The sequence below is a fragment of the Algoriphagus pacificus genome (assembly GCF_017254845.1).
Lineage (GTDB): Bacteria > Bacteroidota > Bacteroidia > Cytophagales > Cyclobacteriaceae > Algoriphagus > Algoriphagus pacificus.
This window is the reverse complement of the sequence record NZ_JAFKCU010000003.1, coordinates 277,969-295,599: the sequence shown is the minus strand read 5'-3', so window position 1 is coordinate 295,599 and position 17,631 is coordinate 277,969. Positions and strand designations below refer to the sequence as shown.

The following is a 17,631-nucleotide window of genomic DNA, read 5'->3' as shown; positions in this document are numbered from 1 at the left end:
TTCTCAATGAAGGCAGCCTTTTTCTTATTTAATCAACTCGCTTATAAATACTTTCATCCAGGCAAATGGAATTTGGCGGACAAATGAAATGAAGTTCTTTAAAATTTGCTTGGAAACTGTAATCTGAGCTAGCAGATCTAGTCTGTACCAAAACCAGCATTTCTTTGGTATCAAAGAGCTTTCCGGCTTCACCTACCTGAAAATAAGACTCTTGAAAAATAGACACTTCATTTTCGTCCATCACATAGGTACCGGAATAATAATAGTTATAACCCAAATCTTCTTTTGCCCCGGTGTTTCTAATAATCCCCCATCCCAAAACATTACCACCGGGCTTAAATTCAATGGTATTGATTATATCAAATGAATTCCCTTTCAATTCCAATTGGTATTTTCCTAACTCAGGCTGAGTTGGAAGCATTTGTTCTTTTTGCTCATTGCAAGCAAGAAAAACTGCAGCAATTAAGAGAAAACCTAGGAATCGAAATTTCATGATAAAAATACTTTGATTAAAAGCTACGTTAAATTCCTGAAAATCAGAAATGATCTAAAAAATAAAAGGCTGCTTTTCAGATGAAAACAGCCTTTTAATAGCAATTCAAAGCCCTAATTTATTTTTTCAAAAGGTTTTGGTGGAGCACAAAAAGCATTTGGTGGACAAACATAAAACAACTCCTCATAGTCATCAGAAACAGCATATCTGTCTGCAAACTCATAGTCTCTTTCTATTTCGGGAAGTTCATTTTTAGGAACATAAGAAATATCCGGGTCGGTTAAGCTAAAAGTTTTTGTAAAATTCAAGTTCAATACATCATTTTCCAATGTAAAATCCCCCTCAAAATAATTCACAAAACCCAAATCCTCCGATCCGCCCTTTTCCCTCACCGTTGTTTGGTAGACTACTTTTTGACCTGGTTTTAATTCTATTATTCTTACAAAATCCAGTTCTTCACTAAAATCCTTTTCAGTCAATTGATATTTACCTAAAACAGCTTGTCCCGGGCTCAATTCATCATCCTCGTTTTTACATGAGACCAAAACGGCCATAAAAACAGTCGCTAATACTAAAATCCTTTTCATATACCCTTCTAATTAATTTTTTTGAATTCCATATTAAAGCAATTTGCATTGGCTGGACAAACAATCTGAAGCGTTTGAAATTCATCTTTGATCAAATATTCTTCTGGAGCCATGCCCTCATCTAAATTTACCAAATCACTTTTTGGAGAATAAAAGGTATCCATGAAAATACTATGAAAAGACTCTATGTCAGAAATAGAAACTTTATCATTTTTAATTTCATAAATCCCATTGAAATAGTACCTATACCCCAGCACCTCATTAGTTCCAGCTTTTGTGGTGAAAGCTTCTCCATAAACAGTCCCATCTGATTTAAAATCAAGGGTATTCACAAAGTCCAACTCGTAATTATTCCCAACCTTTTCCAGCTTAAACTCATACAATCCAAGGATTTTATTTTCTGGATTGATGTCATCTTCGCTTTTGCAACTGAAAACTGTAAGGAGTAAAATAGAAAGTAAAAGTAATTGTGGTTTCATAAAATTTTGATTGGTTAAAAATGATTGAACTAAAACTTAACTTGATATACTCATTACGCGATCCAGTAGAAAAATGCTACAGATAAGTCAAAAATTCTTTAAAATTTAATTTGAGCAAATCTGGATCAGTAACTTTGACGGATGGAAAGAAAAACCTTGCCTGGTAACATCCGGAAAAATATCCAGATTGGAGATGAAGTAACTATTGTCCAAAAACACCATCAAAGATCTGGAGAACTGACTGAAGGATTTGTGAAGCGGATTTTGACCAGTTCTCCAACCCATCCTCATGGGATTAAAGTCATGCTGGAAACAGGAGAAGTTGGTAGAGTGAAAGAAGTCTTTCCTGAGGAGGATTAGTTTGGTCTATAGGTCAATTGTAATCCGCGTAAAAAGTTGCGCAAAACCTGATCTTTGCAATCTCTGTATTGGCTTTGGCTTGGGTTCCTAAAAAAGGCACTCAATTCATGCTTTGAAAGCCTAAACTCTGCGGTTTTCAGAACATTCAACATATCCTCATCAATCATACTCAAGGCGATTTTGAGTTTTCTCAATACCTGATTATTGCTAAGACTCTTTTCATTAACAATCTTCTGCCCTTCTTTCTTTCCTCGTTTCAACACAATAAAACCATTTAGAAAGGCCGCCAATTCTTTATCATAAATAGGTTTAAATTCCTCATCATCATCTTTCTTGAGCCAGTTGGATACAGTCAGTCTATCCACTTCTACACCAGCCATTCCAAAAATTTCTATCATCAAAAAATCGTTCAGGTCAAAGGTATAGCGAAGGCTTCTTAAAATATCGTTGTTGCTCATAGGATTTTATTAATGGCCAAAATTAAAGGTTTTTAAATGAATGCCTTTGGTTTTGTTGACTACAAACAAAAAAGGTGTGGATTGCTCCACACCTTTTAACACTGAGTTGGCAAATCTTACTTGAATTTAATTTTAGCAATATTTTTACCCACAGCCTTACCTTGGTCCACACCAACTATAATGGCTGATCTAAAGTGAATTCCTCCATAAAGTCTTGAAATAGCGGCTTCATCTGCAAAATCAAAGAATGAATTGAAGCTTCTTGGGCTACCATCAATATCACCTCTGGACAAATGCATATTATCAGTAAATGCATAATTCTCTCCAAAAATATCAGTCAAAACTTGTGCTGCAGCCCCAGATTGTACAGAATGTCCAGAAGTATATTCTGGAAATGGAGGTGTATCTAGTGGAATGGTCCAATTTCCATCAATATGTTCATGAACATATGTAATTGGACGTAGAAGATTATAAATATACTTTGCATTCCAGCAAGAAATAAAAGCATCATTCACAGCCATTCCCAACTTTGCAAAAGTTATTGCTGCTAGTGCCAAATCTGCATTTTCATTTCTTAAAACCTCCAAAGCAATTGAAAATGAATGTCCGCCTGGGGTTGCAGTCCGCTGTGGATCATCTGCCCAGAAGTCAGCAATTGTCCGCTGTTCTTCAGTCAAAATATTAACAACTTCATATACCTCTATTGCTTCTTTATAAAAGGCAGAATTCTCTTCTATAGAATATGGCGGAGGAGGTGGTGGAAGTGTACCATCGACATTTTCCACCAACCAAACTCTGGCATCTTTCCAATAAGGTTGTAATGCTGGTTGGAATTTTGGAAATGTAGGCACCCATAAACCAGGGCCCTCAGGAAGTACATAATCTGATGGGAAATTATTTGCATATGCATCCTTGTAAGAATCCGTATCTGCAAAATTTGCCATAGCAGTTCCTACTGCATTCCCATAAGAAATGGATTTATCCTTAATCACAATGTCTTCAGTTTCATACTTCGCAATCCAATCAGCCTCAAGTTGAGAAATAGCGGCTTTATTCTCCGGGCTTGCGTTGGGAAAAACATTCGTCACAATTCTAGCCATGGCTGAATTTGCTACTAAAGCCCAATTATATTTCTCTCCTAAATGCACTTTAGGAAGTGTGCCAACTGAAAACTGATTCAATTGACCTTGCAAGGTTTTGTATCCAGGCATTCCATAATGAACACTTTCATACAATCCGATCCCAATGTAGCCCATTGCTCTGGCGACTACTGGAGGAGAAAAACCAGGACAATCTCTGGATAATACTAAAATCAATTCTCCCCAATCGTTGACAACTTCGGAGGAATAAGTGGATGCTGTTGGGACAATTACTTTGTCCGAGCCATGATCCGGATTACAGGCAAACGCCAGTACTGCTACAGTTATCACTGCCAGCAGGCTTTTCATTGGTTTTAACATGTGTTGAAATTTGGTGGTTGGTTAAAAAAACATAACAATTTGAGCAATTAGGTATCCCAAAAACTTTAGTAAGGATAAAAAATCAAAAATTGTATCTTAAGGATATAAAGAGATGAAATAACTAGACAAAATCCAACACAAGTTTCAAAAATCTACAAAAAATCCTTTTCCAACTGTTCCAATGATTTTCCTTTGGTTTCTGGCAAGACCAAGTAAACTACCACAAATCCAAAAGCACAAATCAGCCCATAAAGCCAGAAATTGTTTGCCCATCCAAGGTTTTCTTTGATCACAGGAAAAAAGTAAGTCAAGGTGAAATTCCCCACCCAATGTGCCAAAGCACCGATTGAAATAGCTGCCCCACGTATTCTTGTAGGAAAAATCTCAGACAGAACAACCCATAATAAAGGGGCTAAAGTAAAGGAATAAAACATCACGTTGGTCAATACCAAGACAACAATCACCCAACCACCTTGCTCTGCATAAAATGAGTAACCAATCATTCCATAAAGAATAGCCATAGCCCCAGTACCAATCAGCAAGAGTTTCTTTCTTCCAAATCTATCTACCGTGAACAGGGTAATAAAAACTGACAAAACCATGACTCCACCGATCACCACAATATTGAGCATCATCTGTTTCAGATTATACCCTGCCGCCTGAAATATATCAGCTGCATAATAGATCACCACATTCAATCCTGACCATTGCTGAAGAAAAGCCAGAAAAATCCCAATCCCAATCAATTTCGGCAATGGCTTTCGCAGGAGATCTTGGAAATGAACCTTGCCCAAATCCCCGTCCGCTAATGTGGTTTTGATTTCTGCAATAGCTACTTCACCATATAGCTTACCTCCTATTTTCTCCAAAACTTTTCGAGCTTTTTGCTCTTGGTTGTTTTTGACTAGCCAACGAGCACTTTCAGGAACCAGAAACATTAGGAGAAAAAACAAGAGCGCTGGAATCATTTCTGCTCCAAACATCCATCTCCAACCCATTTGGCCACTCCAACTAGCAGCTATCACATCAAAGCTTGCGTTATCGGGTAAGCTATTGTCTACTAAAGATATCTGCCAATTGCAAAGTTGAGCCAAGAGCACTCCTATCATAACCAACAGTTGATTGATAGTCACAAACATTCCCCGTTTTTCTGGAGGAGCTACCTCCGCAATGTAAAGTGGGGAAAGATTAAGGGCTATACCCATTGCTATCCCACCAATGATTCTGTAGGTGTTAAACCACCAAAAAGTCTCAGAAAGAGCCGTGCCCAAGGCAGAAAGAGAAAACAAAAAACCCGAAAAGATAAGTAACCGCTTCCTACCCAATTTATCACTCAGAATAATGCAGAGAATTGCCCCAACCATGCAACCTACTAATGCCGAACTGGTACCCCATCCCTGATCAGTTGCAGAAGTGATGTTGAAATAGGGTTCATAGAATGGTTTAGCGCCACCAATAACTACCCAATCATATCCAAATAGAAATCCTCCCAATGCAGCTGTGAGACTGATGAGCCATATGTATCGCTGATTGTATTCAAAAAGCGGGTACTCTGGGGCAGGATTCTTCATAGGTTGATTGGTTTATCATAAAAAGATAAGGAATAGCTTTAAAAATTCAGTGAAATATCCTTTTGACTATCCTGAACTATCTGGTGGATTTTTTGCCAATTGAGATTTAAAACACTTTTGCATTGACCCAAAAGTTTGGAATCTGGGCTATTTCTCATAAAAACTAAATAAACTTGTTAAAAAACTTAAAACTCAGTTTATTAAAACTAAATATTTTGGTTTCGGAAACTAAAAAGCATATTTTCAACTAATTAATTTTTATTCATGCTTTTAAGTTTTTAGAAAGATGGCTAATTCAACTCCTTCAAATAAAGTAAACCAAGAAATCAAAATCGATGGATTTCAAAATCACTTCCCTCTCATATTCAAGAAGTTTTTGAAGCTTTCAAGTAAGCCTGAAAAACCAAAATCAACTATAGAATCAAAAAAGGAATAACCCTTTAAGTCAATTGCATTAATACGCTAGGAAAGGTCGGATCTATTAGGTCCGGTTTTTTTTTGAGAAAAAGTCTATTTGAAATTAAACCTCAATTGTCTTCCATTTCCCTTTTCTGAAGAAATAAAGTGCTACCAAAGCATGAAATGAATGGGCAAAAGAAATAGCGATAAATATGCCTAAGTAGCCCAATTCAAATGGAAAAGCAAGAACATAAGCCAATGGGACTTCCAAAAACCAAAGGACTCCAATATTAATATAAGCTGGAGTTTTGGTATCCCCGGCCCCATTAAACGCCTGAGTCAAAACCATCCCTACGGCGAAAAACACATAGCCCAAAACAATCACCCAAAGTCCTTGTGCAGCAATGGCCTGAACTTCTGGAATATCTGTGAAAAACCCTGCTAGTTCTTGGTGGAAAAGAAGATAAATCCCTGTCACAGATGCCATAAAAATCACTGTGTATTTCGTGGTAAGCCAAACAGCTTTTTCTGCTCTATCCACTTGTTTAGCACCCAGATTTTGTCCAACCAAAGTAGCTGCAGCTCCGGATAATCCCCATGCAGGTAACAAAGTGAAAATCAACACTCTAAAAGCTATAGTATATCCCGCCAAAGAAGCCGATCCAAATTCTGCATTCATTCGAGTTAAAGCAATCCAAGACACCGAATCGATCAAGAATTGTCCCATTCCTCCCATGGCAATATCTACTATCTTCTTCACCAGCTCCCATGAAATGTGCATGTTTTCTTTGATTATGGTCAGCTTATGCTTTCCATTAAACAGATGATATAGCTGATAAACAACACCAAGCGATCTGCCAAGAGTTGTAGCAATAGCAGCTCCTTCAAGACCCCATCCTCCCCAAGAACCAAAACCAAAGATGAAAAGTGGATCCAAAATGATATTGAGTCCATTGGAAATCCAAAGGGAACGCATGGCATGATGCGCTTGACCGGCTCCTCGAAAGGCACCATTGAGCATAAAAAGCAGCAAAACAGCGATATTTCCACCAAGTACAATCCTTGTAAAGGTTGAGCCAGAATCAATTACTGCCTGCTCCGCTCCCATTAATCCAAGCACATGGGGCGCAAAAATAACTCCCAATGTTCCTAGGATAATGGCCAAAGTCCCACCTACAACCAGCAGTTGAAAGGCGGCCGCTCCTGCTTCTTTGTATTCTTTTTCCCCAAACCTCCTAGCCACCAAAGCTGTTGCTGCCATACTGATTCCAAAACCCATGGCATAAACAATCACAATGACTGATTCTGTTAATCCAACCGTAGCAATGGCATGCTCTCCTAGCTTTGCCACAAAAAAGATGTCAACGATGGCAAACAAAGACTCCATCATCATCTCCAAAATCATGGGGATGGCTAGTACAAAAATAGCAGTCTTCAAGGAAAGGCTGGTATAATCCTGTTCCTTCCCTTGGATTGCGTCTTTAATTAATTGCCAGGTAGTCATGCGGTCTCAAAAATTCGAAGGCGCAAGAACGGTAAATTTCTAAAAATGAAAAAACTAGAAAGATGAATAAACAAACAACAGACGTAAATAGGACAGATTTTGTCGGAAATTGGATTTGTTAGTTGTTTAGTAAAAAATGTCGGTTTCCTGACAAAATACAATTTTCCAATCTACCATCAATCCGTTTTTAATTCAGATTCGTAATTCCTCCCCGAGGGTTCAGGATATTTTCTTGCATCTTTGAAACAGCTTAAGCATTCATCCCATCAAATTATTTAATCATGCGTTATTTCTTTAGTTTTTCCTTGTTCTTAATCTGCTTGGTTTTGGTTTCTTTTTCAGGATCAAATTCTTTGAATCCAAATGAAAAAACTCCGATAGATACAAATCAAGATCTAGTAAAAAGACCTATCTGGATCGATGCGGATATTGCAGTAGGCATGAAAAGATATACTAGGCCAGGATATTCTGATGTAGATGATGGGTATGCGGTTTTGCAGCTGATGAAATCTGATAAAGTGGAAATCATTGGAATCAGTACTGTTTTTGGAAACACTCGAATTGATGATGCTTTTCGAATCGGGAAGTATATGATTGATGAATTTGCTGGAGGCAAAATCCCAGTCTATAAAGGTGCTGGCGAAGCGATCAACCTTCAATCTGTACAAACCAATGAAGCTGTAGAAGCTTTGGCAGCGGCACTTAGAAAGCAAAAAATGCGCATCATGGCTGTAGGTCCAGCGACAAATGTTGGGCTTTTGCTATTGCTTTATCCAGAATTAAGCAGCCAGATCGAGGAAGTTGTGTTAGTAGCTGGTAGAAGAAAACATACTGATTACTTCGCCATCGGTACCCAAGGAAACCGCGCAAAGGACTTGAATTTTGACCTTGATAATGATGCTTTTCGACTGATGTTTGAGAATAAAGTTCCAGTTACTTTATGTCCGTTTGAGATTTCAAATAAAGTCTGGGTAAAAGGAGAAGATTTAGATGCATTGGCGAAGGCAGATAAAGGTTCACAATGGCTTGCGGAAAATTCCAGACCTTGGCTCGCCCAATGGATCAGTCAAGGTGCAGACGGATTTAATCCATTTGATGTGCTGGCAAGTCATTACATGATCAGCCCAGAAGACATCATTTCTGAGCCTTTGAATGCCCGATTAGAAATTCACATAGACGACACGATAAAAGAGAATAACAAGGAAACTTTCAAGCAGTATCTTATATGTGATAAAGGCGAAGGGTATCCAGTGAAGTATTGCTACAATGTCGTACCGGACTACCATGAGAAACTGATCAACAGTTTTATTAAATAATTTCGAAGTAGCAAAAGCCAAAACAAGATTCCTTTCGTATTTGATTGAACCTTTGAATAGCAGGAAAGTTAAGAAAGCAATCTCTTCTCAAATGAAGCATTCCAATTCCAAAATAGCGCTCTTGGTTTATGCCATCTGTCCGAGAATTCAGGCAGAGAAAAAGGCTGTTTTTGGAAGCATTCATTTTCAGCAATCACTTGCTCTTTTTGAAAAACTCCAAGATAGAACTCAAAGAATTGCCCAAGAATCAGGGTTGGAAACTTTCTGGGTATTTGATGACACTCAGGTAGGAAAGAGTTTTGGGGAACGATATTCAAAAGCTTTTGCTGATCTTTTTCAGCAGGGTTTTGAACAGGTCATTTCAGTTGGAAATGATATTCCCGGTTTGGAAGTTGCTCATATTCTGGATGCAAAATCTCAGCTTCAAAACTCACAAACAATCTTGGGACCGGCTGAAGATGGAGGTAATTATTTAATTGCGCTATCCAGATCTCACTTTGAAGAGAAAAGCTTTAGCCAATTGCCTTGGAACAGCAATAAACTTCATTCCGCAATCAAAGGCTTATTCCAAAATCAAAACGGGTCTGTTTTCCAATTAGAATACCTGATTGATATTGATGATTTCAACTCTTTGACTCGATTCAAAGCAGAGTTAAAATCCGGAGAATTTTACCGATTCATTATTCAACTCCTACGTTCGATTTTAACCTTCTTCGAAAAAGGAGAATATTTTTTCAATGATAGAATCACCTCAAAAGACAATCCCCTTAGGGCTCCCCCAGCCCTTAATTTCTAGCATATCAAGCATTAATTTCTGCTAAACCAAAACTCCTTTTTGACGGCTTTGGATGGAATTCTATTGGATTCTAGCTAGTCAACAGGCATTATTTTGACCACCATTTTATGAAATAAAAAAGGACGCATACGACACAAAACGGATAACAATCCAACCTGCCAGATTCCATGTTACCTTTTTTAGAAAAATAATAAACATATGAAATACATCTTTACAGCATTGTTTCTAATTGTAGCATTTGCAGCTTTTTCACAAGGCAATGTGTACGAAGGAAGCATCAAAGACAAAAATGGCTTGCCTATTCCAGGAGCCACCATCGCTGAATCCGGCACCAAAAATGTTGCGATATCAGATGCTGATGGCAAGTTCAGGATCAGCTCCCCTGCAAGAGACCTTACTCTAAAAATTAGCTTTATCGGCTATGAAACAAAATCGATAGCTATTCAAAATGGTCAGTTTGAAAGTGAAATCACATTACTTGAGTCCACTGAAAACCTGGATGAATTTGTAGTGACTGCTTTGGGTATTACCCGTGAAAAACAATCGCTTTCCTCCGCTGTAACAAGTATCGGTACACGAGAACTCAGTGATGTCCCACAAACCAATTTAATCAATGCACTTTCAGGCCAAGTTGCAGGTGTGCAAATCACGAATGGTTCATCAGGTGTAGGATCTTCCTCTCGAATTATTATCCGAGGTGAGAATTCCATTTCTGGAAATAATCAGGCTTTGGTAGTAGTTGACGGAGTTCCGATCAGCAACGAACAAATAACTTCTGATCTTTTCAATAATGGAGCAAATATCCAAGAGGTTGACTTTGGAAATGGAGCAGCTGACATCAATCCTGATGACATTGAATCCCTGACTATTCTAAAAGGACCTGGTTCGGCGGCACTTTACGGAGCAAGAGCAGCAAATGGAGTTGTTTTGATCACCACAAAAAAGGGAAAGAAAAAGCCAGGAATCGGAGTAACTACCAGTAGCCTTTTGACTTTTGATGGCTTGCTAACGCTACCGGATTATCAAAATGTTTATGGTGGCGGTTCCAATGGTCAGTACTCATTTCAAAATGGAATCGGTGCAGGCGTCAATGACGGAGGCATTTCCAGTTATGGCCCCAAACTTGATCAAGGACTTTTGATTGCGCAGTTTGACTCTCCTTCTGTCGATATCAATGGAAATCCGGTCAGAGCTGGAGATGTCATTTCCAGAACAAATCCTGATGGATCCTATACTCCCATTACTCCTACTCCTTGGGTTTCCAATCCAGACAATGTTCGCGACTTCTATAGAACTGGAGTCACTTCTCAGAACAACATCGCTATCAATTCAGGAAATGAAAATGGCGGTGCACGACTTTCCTACAGCAACCTGAGAAATGAAGGTATTCTTCCAAATACCGACTTAAAACGTGACGGAATTGCCCTTAGTCTTAATCAACAATTAGTAGATAAGCTCCGAGTTGATCTTTTCACCAATTATGTTAATTCCAGAAGCGGGAACCGACCGAACCTAGGCTATGGCTACGAAAACGTCCAATATGGATTCAACTGGACCGGTAGACAAACCAATATCGCTTCTTTGCGGGACTATTGGCAGGCAGGTCAGGAAGGTCTTCAGCATTATGATTTCAATTATCTCTGGTTGACCAATCCTTATTTGACACTATTTGAAAACACAAACAGCTTCAATAAAAACAGGATTTTAGGAAATCTTGCTTTGACCTATGACATTACTGATAAATTGAGTCTGAGAATAAGATCTGGCTTGGATAATTACAGCGACCTAAGAAAATTCAAAAGGGCATTTAGTACTAATAGAAGGATTTATGGTGGGTATCGTGAAGATCAAGTCAAATTTTCTGAGAGAAACTCAGATGTATTAGTGACTTATGCAGACGCCCTGAATTCAAAGTTGACTTATTCAGTTTCCGCTGGAGCAAATAGATTGGATCAAAAAATAAATTATTCCTACACTGAAGCTTACCAACTTGCTCTTCCAGGGATTTACACCTTGGAAAACTCTCGAGTACCCTTAAGAGGTAGCAGCCAGATTTTTGAAAAGCGTATCAATTCTGTTTATGCATTTGGGAATATTAGTCTGAACTCTTCCCTATTCTTGGATTTGACACTGAGAAATGACTGGAGCAGTACATTGCCTGCAGGAAACAATTCCTTTGCTTATTATTCTGGAGGATTGAGTTATGCTTTTTCAGATGACATCAAACTCCCAAAACCAATTTCAAGTTCTTTGATTCGTTTCAATGTAGCAAGTGTTGGAAATGACACAGACCCATATCAGTTAAACAACACATTCCAGTTTAATCAAAATTATGGATCCTTCACTCGGGTGACCAATGGGACAGTTTTAAACAATCCTGATCTAAGACCAGAAAGATTGAATTCCCTAGAAGCGGGATTAGAACTTGGCTTCTTTAAAGATCGAGTACTTGCCGATTTATCTGTTTATCAAAACACAAGTATCAACCAAATCATCGGAAGACCGATTTCTACTTCCTCTGGCTTTAGCAACATCATTGAAAATGGTGGAGAAGTGCGAACCAGAGGCTTGGAAGCGAGCTTGAAATCTTTGATGATTAAGAAAGGTAATTTCAGCTGGAACCTAGGTGTGAATTTCACAAAATATATTTCAGAGGTTACAGAACTCCCAGAAGGGGTTGATCAATATGTAACCGGTGAAGCAAGTGTTTTTGCAGGTTCTGGAGGTTCGAATTCTGTTTTTTACATCGCCAGAAAAGGAGGAAGAATCGGTGATATGTACGGTTCAGGATTTCAGGAATTTGAAGGTCAGATTATCTATGGATCAAATGGATTACCGATTCAAGATGGAAAATTGCGTTTGTTAGGCAATTACAATCCTGACTTCTTTATGGGTCTGATCAATCAATTCCGATTCAAAGGAGTTGAGTTGGGATTTGTATTTGACTGGAGACAAGGTGGAACAGTCGTATCAAGGACCAAAGCTTTGGGAAGCACTTCTGGAGTATTGAAAGAAACTTTGGAAGGAAGGGAAACAGGAGTAATCGGCGAGGGAGTTATGAATGTGGGAACAGCTGAAAATCCACAATATGTAACCAATACAACATCAGTCCCTGCAAGTACCTTTTACAATAATTTCTACGATCGAGGAAATGAGGCAAGTGCACTTTATGATGCATCTTATGTGAAGTTGAGACAATTGAGCATTTATTATGATTTGCCAATGAATTGGGTTAGCCAGATCGGCTTTCAAAAAGTTAGAGTGGGCTTTATCGGAAGCAACTTATTGCTCTTCACAGAAAACCCTCACTTTGATCCAGAATTAAACGCCTTGCAAGGAAGAAACATTACCTACGGTGTCGAGGACATGTCCTACCCTTCCACCAGAAGCTTTGGTTTCAGCATCAAAACAGAATTTTAATCATGAAAAAGCTATATAAATTAAATACTGCAGCGATCCTCTTTACGCTATTTTTCACTTTCTCCTGCACAGAAGGTTTTGAGGAAATCAATACCAATCCAAATTCACCGGAAGCAATAGGACCACAATTCCTGCTTTCCAATGTGATCTCTGTGGCTGCAAATGAAAATACCTATACTCAGGGATTCCGTTTGGCAAATTACTTAGCTCAGTTTGCGGCAAGTGTTGAATTTGAAAGAATCGATCGCTATGAAATGGGGAGTAATGCTCAATATTGGAATGGCATTTACAGGCTTTTGAATGATATTGAATCCATTCAAACCAACCCAGCAACTAATGAGGCCTACAATGCTGTGTCGGATATCATGAAAGCCTATTTCTTTTCCCAATTGACTGATATGTGGGGAGATGTGCCTTATTCTGAAGCTTTGGGAGCAAAAGCTGGAGTCTACAACCCTGCTTATGACAGCCAGGAAAAGATTTATACGGATCCAGAAATTGGCATTTTGGCTTTGTTGAAGAAATCTGCTGCTACTCTCAAAAATACGAGTACAAGCATCCAAGGTGATATGATGTTCAATAACAACCTGGATAAATGGAGACGATTTGCCAATTCATTGAGAGTACGTTACATCCTTAGAATTTCGAAGCGTTTGACTGATTTCTCTGAGTTACAGGCTTTGGCTGATGAAAATGATTTGATGCTTTCAAATTCCGATAATGCTGTAGTTCCCTATTTGGCTTCTGCTCCAAATCAATGGCCCATGTCACAAGCAGCTTTGGGATTGTACCAAGAGCATCGAATGACTTTGACGGTAGACTCAGTTTTGAAAGCTTGGAATGATCCAAGACAACAGGTTCTTTATAAACCCACACAAAAAAGTGTGACAGATGGTACACCTACATTCAAAGGACTTCAAAATGGACTTAATAGAGAAACGATAAACGACCGAGGAATCAATCTAAATGATGTTTCTTTATTCGGCCCAATTTTCCGAGATGTTCCAGATGGAGTTGATGGACAGTTTATGCAATATGCCGAATTGCAATTTGCTTTGGCCGAAGCTGTTGCTCGAGGATATATCACCGGAGATGCAAAAGCATATTATGAAAATGGAGTTGCGGCGAGTTTCAAATATTATGAAACACCTGTCCCAGCAGATTATTTCAGTAGACCTAATGTCGCATTGGATGGAACAAATGATCTGACCAAGATTTTAACTCAGAAGTGGCTAGCACTTATCAATAATGGACATGAAGCCTGGTTCAATATTAGAAGAACAGGCATTCCGGCTTTGACTCCAGGTCCTGATAATTTAAATGACCATAAATATCCAGTCAGATACCTTTATCCAGAATCAGAACAGGCAGTCAATAATGTAAATTATCAGGCGGCAGCCAGTAGAATGGGTGGAGATAATATCAATAGCAAAGTTTGGTGGGAAAAATAAAGCTCCTCAGAACTTAAAATCAGTGGCATTCTTGCCCGATTTGATGAAAATGTTGGCAATTTTTGAATGATCAGAGGGAGATCTAGATGAAAAAGGGATGGATTAAACTGTAAAAAACTCGTCAGTAAAAAGGAAACTTCGAGACAGAAACAGAGGAATTCACTAAGGATTTCATATTTATTTGCCTGAAATCATGATAAATAGCGAAAAAAGATAAAAATCAAACTCAAAAGGCTTTTCAAAGGGTATTAAAGTTGCTATTATTACTAAATGGCAGCAAAGTGCCCGTCAACCTAAATTTAATTTTAAACAAAAAGCTATTATGAGCAGATTTAAAGAAGTACAAGAATTAGTTGATTCTTTGGAAGCAGATTTCACTAAGTTCTACGAAGCAGGCAACAAAGCTGCTGGAACAAGAGTAAGAAATGGTATGCAAGCCATCAAGAATCTGGCACAAGAAATCAGAGCAGAAGTAACTGCAAAGAAAAACGCTGCAAAGTAAACCCAATAAAAAGCCCTGTATTTTTACAAATACAGGGCTTTTTAATTTTAATTATTTTTTAGGATTATAGGCTGTCGATAAAGCTTTTAACCTCTTCTTTACCTTTTCCTGTTTTTTTCTGGATTCTTCCCAATAGCTCATCTTCCTGACCTTCTTGGTACGTCAAATCATCTTCGGTTAGCTCAGCATACTCTTGCTTTACTTTTCCTTTAATTTCGTTCCAGTTTCCTTTTAATTTATCTTCAAATGCACTCATGATATCTATTTTTAGTGAATTAATTTATTTCACTCTATATAAACCATAAGTCATGCCTAAGAAGCAAAATATCCTTTTATATCATTCATCTAATTGATTTTCAGACACTTAAAACTAGGAATTGATTCTTAAAAACCACGAACCAGAAATTCACCTAAGAAATAAAGTAACAGATTGGGGAAAATTTTTCGGACGAGTACTTCTTATTACAAGACTTTACTTTTAAAATGAATAAAATCAGAAGGAACCGGCTCTAATCCTGACTCTCGCATCAGCATCGCAATTTGTCCACGATGATAAGTGGAATGATTAACCATATGAGTGAGAATATCCTTATTAATACTTTCATATTTGATTCCCATAGAGTTTGTGTAGACGATCCTTTCGTCAAAATCTATTTTCTCAAGAATCTTAAGTGTCGTCAGGTAATTTTGTTCATCTTTTTCAGCAAACGACTCCAAAGGAAAAAGATCCCAAGGTTTACATGAATCAGAAATCCCTTCCAATCTAGCATTCCATATATTGTGGGCATTTATAATATGACAAGCCAACCTAATGATCTTGGGACTTAAAAGATCCAATTTCGAATTGAAAGAATTTGAAAGCTTAAAATTGATTTGATGGTTGTAATGAAAAAAGTCCTGATAGAATGATAAGAGATGGCTTGGTAACATGACTGAGGAGTTTTGAAAAGATCTGATTGGCAAAATAAAATTGCTTATTCTTTTAAGAATTCTCAACCTTCTAAAAAATAATATTGATTATCTTTAATTATGAAATTAACTGCTTATTCACTGCAAGCAAACTTTTTTCACCCGGATTCCATTGGTTATAAAGTATTTAAATAAAACAGTCACCAAAAGTAAAACGCAATTTCGCTTCTGAGAAATTCACATTTAAAGCATGAAAATATTAGTAATCGACATCGGAGGGTCAAATATTAAAATTTTAGCAACTGGTCAGCCAGAACGGATAAAAATCCCTTCGGGAAGTACTTTTTCACCGGAAGAAATGCTGCCATTGATTAAAGAACATGCTGCAGATTGGAAATATGACCGAGTATCCATCGGTTTTCCTGGAGTTGTAAAAAACAATAAAATTCTAAGCGAACCTGTAAACCTTGGTTCAGGTTGGGAAACATTTGATTTTGACGGAGCATTTAATTGCCCGGTGAAAATCATCAATGATGCTGCTATGCAGGCTTTGGGTGGCTACGAAAACAAGAAGCTATTATTTCTTGGCTTTGGGACTGGCCTTGGTACAGCAATGATTGTGAACAGAACTATTATCCCACTTGAAGGTGGTCATTTACCTTACAAGAAAAGTACTTTTGAATCCTACGTAGGAAAAGAGTATTTACAAAAGAGCGGATCAAAAAGATGGGAAAAGCATGTAGGGAATTGTATTGAAAAATTTGCTCATGTATTTCAGCCTGACGACATATTATTAGGTGGAGGAAATTCCAAACTCATTACCAATGTACCAGAAGGTTGCCGACTAGGCACCAATCAAAATGCCTTCAAAGGAGGCTTTAGACTTTGGGAAGAGGACTTCAATTTGTAAGCTTTGAAAATCAAGACTTTATCGAAAAACCCACTGATTTTACAGTGGGTTTTTTGTTGCTTTTCGGCTAAGAAATATTAAGTAGTAAGTAAAATTTTATTCTGATTTTAAAAAATCTTCAACTAAGAATTTTTATATCAATCATTTCAAATTACAATTTTTGACTTTTATAAACACACTTTTGGCTTACATCATATACCTATATAATTATCGAAATATTATTTTGATATTATTAATATATAAGGTAGATTTCCAACGTTCCTATTGATTTTATATTATTTAATATGGAATTTATTTCTAAAAAAAAATCATCATAATTAAAGCTATTCATTTCACCCATTTAAAAATATAGCTATGAAACTTGGAATATTAGGTGGTACAAATTTATCAAAAACACTAGGCAAAAAATATATAGATGCTGGTCTTAGTGTGGTATTTGGAGTAAGAAATGATTTTGATACAGAAGCTACAGAATGGAAAGTCTTAAATAGATTTTTTGATCGTATCTGTCCTTATGAATCAGCAATTATACAGGCAGATATTATATTGATTTGCTGTGAAAATGAGCACCTGGAAAACATCTGTAATGCTTTGAAGTCAGTGGACCTTGAAGAAAAATTAATCATTGATTGCACCAACAGTTGTTTCACCAATGATTTGGTAAATATCAATACTTTAAAAATCAAAAAATCCGCCCCTAATAATTTGGTATTCAAAGCATTCAATAATCTTGGTTTGGATTACCCTAATTCTGATATCCTAGGAATAGTAAAAGAAACCTATTTCTGTGGAGATGGAAATGTTGAAAAAATTAGAATTAAAAGATTGATAGAGTTAATTGGTTTTAAAGCAATTGATGCTGGGCAAATGGAAAATGCCATTCTATTGGAAGCATTTTATCATTTAAGTAAAGAGATAACTTGGCAGAAAAAAGAACAATCCAATTATCATTTTAAATTGATTTCTGTATAACAAATCCAAATTGATTATATTGTACATGTAGCAATAGCTTTGTA

Annotated in this window: 17 protein-coding genes; 8 read left to right on the top strand and 9 right to left on the bottom strand. The window is 37.4% G+C overall.

Going from position 1 to position 17,631, the window contains the following annotated elements; all coding sequences use genetic code 11:
• Nucleotides 1–28: 28 nt before the first annotated feature.
• From J0A69_RS13770 to J0A69_RS13760, 3 genes are all read right to left on the bottom strand, one after another.
• Nucleotides 29–493, bottom strand: a complete 465-nt coding sequence (locus J0A69_RS13770) for a hypothetical protein (RefSeq protein ID WP_206587187.1) — start codon at nt 491–493, stop codon at nt 29–31.
• A 113-nt stretch (nt 494–606) separates the two neighbouring features.
• Nucleotides 607–1,080, bottom strand: a complete 474-nt coding sequence (locus J0A69_RS13765; RefSeq protein ID WP_206587186.1) for a hypothetical protein — start codon at nt 1,078–1,080, stop codon at nt 607–609.
• A gap of 8 nt (nt 1,081–1,088) precedes the next feature.
• On the bottom strand, nt 1,089–1,559 hold the full coding sequence (locus J0A69_RS13760; protein ID WP_206587185.1) for a hypothetical protein: 471 nt from the start codon (nt 1,557–1,559) through the stop codon (nt 1,089–1,091).
• A gap of 141 nt (nt 1,560–1,700) precedes the next feature.
• Here J0A69_RS13760 and J0A69_RS13755 point away from each other — a divergent pair, with 141 nt between their 5' ends.
• Complete coding sequence (locus J0A69_RS13755) at nt 1,701–1,919, top strand: YwbE family protein (RefSeq protein WP_206587184.1); 219 nt, start codon at nt 1,701–1,703, stop codon at nt 1,917–1,919.
• On the opposite strand, the gene J0A69_RS13750 is transcribed toward J0A69_RS13755, so the two are convergent.
• The 4 genes from J0A69_RS13750 to J0A69_RS13735 all read right to left on the bottom strand — a co-directional run bounded on the left by J0A69_RS13750 (nt 1,916) and on the right by J0A69_RS13735 (nt 7,311).
• Nucleotides 1,916–2,377 (bottom strand): YehS family protein, encoded by a 462-nt coding sequence (locus tag J0A69_RS13750; protein WP_206587183.1) that lies wholly within the window; start codon nt 2,375–2,377, stop codon nt 1,916–1,918. The two genes, J0A69_RS13755 and J0A69_RS13750, sit on opposite strands and share 4 nt — an antisense overlap.
• Before the next feature lie 116 nt (nt 2,378–2,493).
• Nucleotides 2,494–3,825 (bottom strand): vanadium-dependent haloperoxidase, encoded by a 1,332-nt coding sequence (locus J0A69_RS13745; protein ID WP_206587182.1) that lies wholly within the window; start codon nt 3,823–3,825, stop codon nt 2,494–2,496.
• 164 nt (nt 3,826–3,989) lie between these two features.
• Nucleotides 3,990–5,408, bottom strand: coding sequence for a sugar porter family MFS transporter (locus tag J0A69_RS13740; protein ID WP_206587181.1), 1,419 nt, complete (start codon nt 5,406–5,408; stop codon nt 3,990–3,992).
• Nucleotides 5,409–5,928: 520 nt separating this feature from the next.
• Complete coding sequence (locus J0A69_RS13735; protein WP_206587180.1) at nt 5,929–7,311, bottom strand: MATE family efflux transporter; 1,383 nt, start codon at nt 7,309–7,311, stop codon at nt 5,929–5,931.
• A 281-nt stretch (nt 7,312–7,592) separates the two neighbouring features.
• Here J0A69_RS13735 and J0A69_RS13730 point away from each other — a divergent pair, with 281 nt between their 5' ends.
• From J0A69_RS13730 to J0A69_RS13710, 5 genes are all read left to right on the top strand, one after another.
• Entirely contained in the window at nt 7,593–8,627 is a 1,035-nt protein-coding gene (locus tag J0A69_RS13730) for a nucleoside hydrolase (RefSeq protein ID WP_206587179.1), read from the top strand.
• 91 nt (nt 8,628–8,718) lie between these two features.
• Nucleotides 8,719–9,423 (top strand): TIGR04282 family arsenosugar biosynthesis glycosyltransferase, encoded by a 705-nt coding sequence (locus J0A69_RS13725; RefSeq protein ID WP_206587178.1) that lies wholly within the window; start codon nt 8,719–8,721, stop codon nt 9,421–9,423.
• A 198-nt stretch (nt 9,424–9,621) separates the two neighbouring features.
• On the top strand, nt 9,622–12,843 hold the full coding sequence (locus J0A69_RS13720; RefSeq protein ID WP_206587177.1) for a SusC/RagA family TonB-linked outer membrane protein: 3,222 nt from the start codon (nt 9,622–9,624) through the stop codon (nt 12,841–12,843).
• 2 nt (nt 12,844–12,845) lie between these two features.
• Nucleotides 12,846–14,294 carry a SusD/RagB family nutrient-binding outer membrane lipoprotein gene (locus tag J0A69_RS13715; protein WP_206587176.1) on the top strand — a complete coding sequence of 483 codons (1,449 nt, stop codon included), beginning with the start codon at nt 12,846–12,848 and terminating at the stop codon, nt 14,292–14,294.
• Nucleotides 14,295–14,616: 322 nt separating this feature from the next.
• Nucleotides 14,617–14,796 (top strand): histone H1, encoded by a 180-nt coding sequence (locus tag J0A69_RS13710; protein WP_206587175.1) that lies wholly within the window; start codon nt 14,617–14,619, stop codon nt 14,794–14,796.
• A 64-nt stretch (nt 14,797–14,860) separates the two neighbouring features.
• On the opposite strand, the gene J0A69_RS13705 is transcribed toward J0A69_RS13710, so the two are convergent.
• Both J0A69_RS13705 and J0A69_RS13700 read right to left on the bottom strand, forming a co-directional pair.
• Nucleotides 14,861–15,052, bottom strand: a complete 192-nt coding sequence (locus J0A69_RS13705; RefSeq protein ID WP_206587174.1) for a CsbD family protein — start codon at nt 15,050–15,052, stop codon at nt 14,861–14,863.
• A gap of 206 nt (nt 15,053–15,258) precedes the next feature.
• The gene (locus tag J0A69_RS13700) at nt 15,259–15,726 is read right to left on the bottom strand and encodes a DinB family protein (protein ID WP_206587173.1); all 468 of its coding nucleotides are present in this window, start codon (nt 15,724–15,726) and stop codon (nt 15,259–15,261) included.
• A gap of 229 nt (nt 15,727–15,955) precedes the next feature.
• Here J0A69_RS13700 and J0A69_RS13695 point away from each other — a divergent pair, with 229 nt between their 5' ends.
• Both J0A69_RS13695 and J0A69_RS13690 read left to right on the top strand, forming a co-directional pair.
• Nucleotides 15,956–16,615, top strand: a complete 660-nt coding sequence (locus J0A69_RS13695) for an ROK family protein (protein ID WP_206587172.1) — start codon at nt 15,956–15,958, stop codon at nt 16,613–16,615.
• Nucleotides 16,616–16,969: 354 nt separating this feature from the next.
• Nucleotides 16,970–17,587: an NADPH-dependent F420 reductase gene (locus J0A69_RS13690; protein WP_206587171.1), complete on the top strand. Its 618-nt coding sequence runs from the start codon at nt 16,970–16,972 to the stop codon at nt 17,585–17,587.
• Nucleotides 17,588–17,631 lie beyond the last annotated feature (44 nt).

Excerpts from the sequence above, each read along its gene's own strand:
- J0A69_RS13735 (WP_206587180.1), bottom strand. The coding sequence starts at position 7,311 with ATGACTACCTGGCAATTAATTAAAGACGCAATCCAAGGGAAGGAACAG.
- J0A69_RS13705 (WP_206587174.1), bottom strand. The coding sequence starts at position 15,052 with ATGAGTGCATTTGAAGATAAATTAAAAGGAAACTGGAACGAAATTAAA.
- J0A69_RS13745 (WP_206587182.1), bottom strand. The coding sequence starts at position 3,825 with ATGAAAAGCCTGCTGGCAGTGATAACTGTAGCAGTACTGGCGTTTGCC.
- J0A69_RS13690 (WP_206587171.1), top strand. The coding sequence starts at position 16,970 with ATGAAACTTGGAATATTAGGTGGTACAAATTTATCAAAAACACTAGGC.
- J0A69_RS13760 (WP_206587185.1), bottom strand. The coding sequence starts at position 1,559 with ATGAAACCACAATTACTTTTACTTTCTATTTTACTCCTTACAGTTTTC.
- J0A69_RS13695 (WP_206587172.1), top strand. The coding sequence starts at position 15,956 with ATGAAAATATTAGTAATCGACATCGGAGGGTCAAATATTAAAATTTTA.
- J0A69_RS13770 (WP_206587187.1), bottom strand. The coding sequence starts at position 493 with ATGAAATTTCGATTCCTAGGTTTTCTCTTAATTGCTGCAGTTTTTCTT.
- J0A69_RS13715 (WP_206587176.1), top strand. The coding sequence starts at position 12,846 with ATGAAAAAGCTATATAAATTAAATACTGCAGCGATCCTCTTTACGCTA.
- J0A69_RS13765 (WP_206587186.1), bottom strand. The coding sequence starts at position 1,080 with ATGAAAAGGATTTTAGTATTAGCGACTGTTTTTATGGCCGTTTTGGTC.
- J0A69_RS13730 (WP_206587179.1), top strand. The coding sequence starts at position 7,593 with ATGCGTTATTTCTTTAGTTTTTCCTTGTTCTTAATCTGCTTGGTTTTG.
- J0A69_RS13755 (WP_206587184.1), top strand. The coding sequence starts at position 1,701 with ATGGAAAGAAAAACCTTGCCTGGTAACATCCGGAAAAATATCCAGATT.
- J0A69_RS13725 (WP_206587178.1), top strand. The coding sequence starts at position 8,719 with ATGAAGCATTCCAATTCCAAAATAGCGCTCTTGGTTTATGCCATCTGT.
- J0A69_RS13720 (WP_206587177.1), top strand. The coding sequence starts at position 9,622 with ATGAAATACATCTTTACAGCATTGTTTCTAATTGTAGCATTTGCAGCT.
- J0A69_RS13700 (WP_206587173.1), bottom strand. The coding sequence starts at position 15,726 with ATGTTACCAAGCCATCTCTTATCATTCTATCAGGACTTTTTTCATTAC.
- J0A69_RS13740 (WP_206587181.1), bottom strand. The coding sequence starts at position 5,408 with ATGAAGAATCCTGCCCCAGAGTACCCGCTTTTTGAATACAATCAGCGA.
- J0A69_RS13710 (WP_206587175.1), top strand. The coding sequence starts at position 14,617 with ATGAGCAGATTTAAAGAAGTACAAGAATTAGTTGATTCTTTGGAAGCA.
- J0A69_RS13750 (WP_206587183.1), bottom strand. The coding sequence starts at position 2,377 with ATGAGCAACAACGATATTTTAAGAAGCCTTCGCTATACCTTTGACCTG.